The sequence below is a fragment of the Variovorax sp. 10L426 genome, assembly GCF_056395305.1.
In genome coordinates, this window is record NZ_JBFTJF010000116.1 from 1 (window position 1) to 404 (window position 404).

1 protein-coding gene is annotated in these 404 nt (G+C 67.1%); it reads left to right on the plus strand.

Annotated features, from left to right (window positions below; translation table 11 throughout):
• The coding region (locus AC1DHL_RS30025) for a pyridoxal-phosphate dependent enzyme (protein WP_478164372.1) at window positions 1-404 on the plus strand (404 nt) is incomplete at both ends.

Genomic DNA, 404 nt, shown 5'->3' on the forward strand with positions numbered 1-404 from the left:
ACCCGGGCCCGATCCACGCCATCTTCGTGGCGATTGGCGGCGGCGGGCTGATCTCGGGCGTGGCGGCCTACGTCAAGGCCGTGCGGCCGGAGATCAAGGTGATTGGCGTGCAGACCTTCGACTCGGACGCGATGAAGCGCTCGGTGGAAGCCGGCAAGCGCATCGAACTGAAGGATGTGGGCCTGTTCGCGGACGGCACCGCCGTGAAGCTGGTGGGCAAGGAAACCTTCCGCATCACGCGCGAACTGGTGGACGAGATCATCCTGGTGGACACCGACGAGATCTGCGCCGGCCTGAAGGACGTGTTCCAGGACACCCGCAGCATCCTCGAGCCGTCCGGCGCGCTGGCCGTGGCCGGCCTGAAGCGCTACGCCGAACGCGAGAAGCTCAAGGGCGAGCAGCTC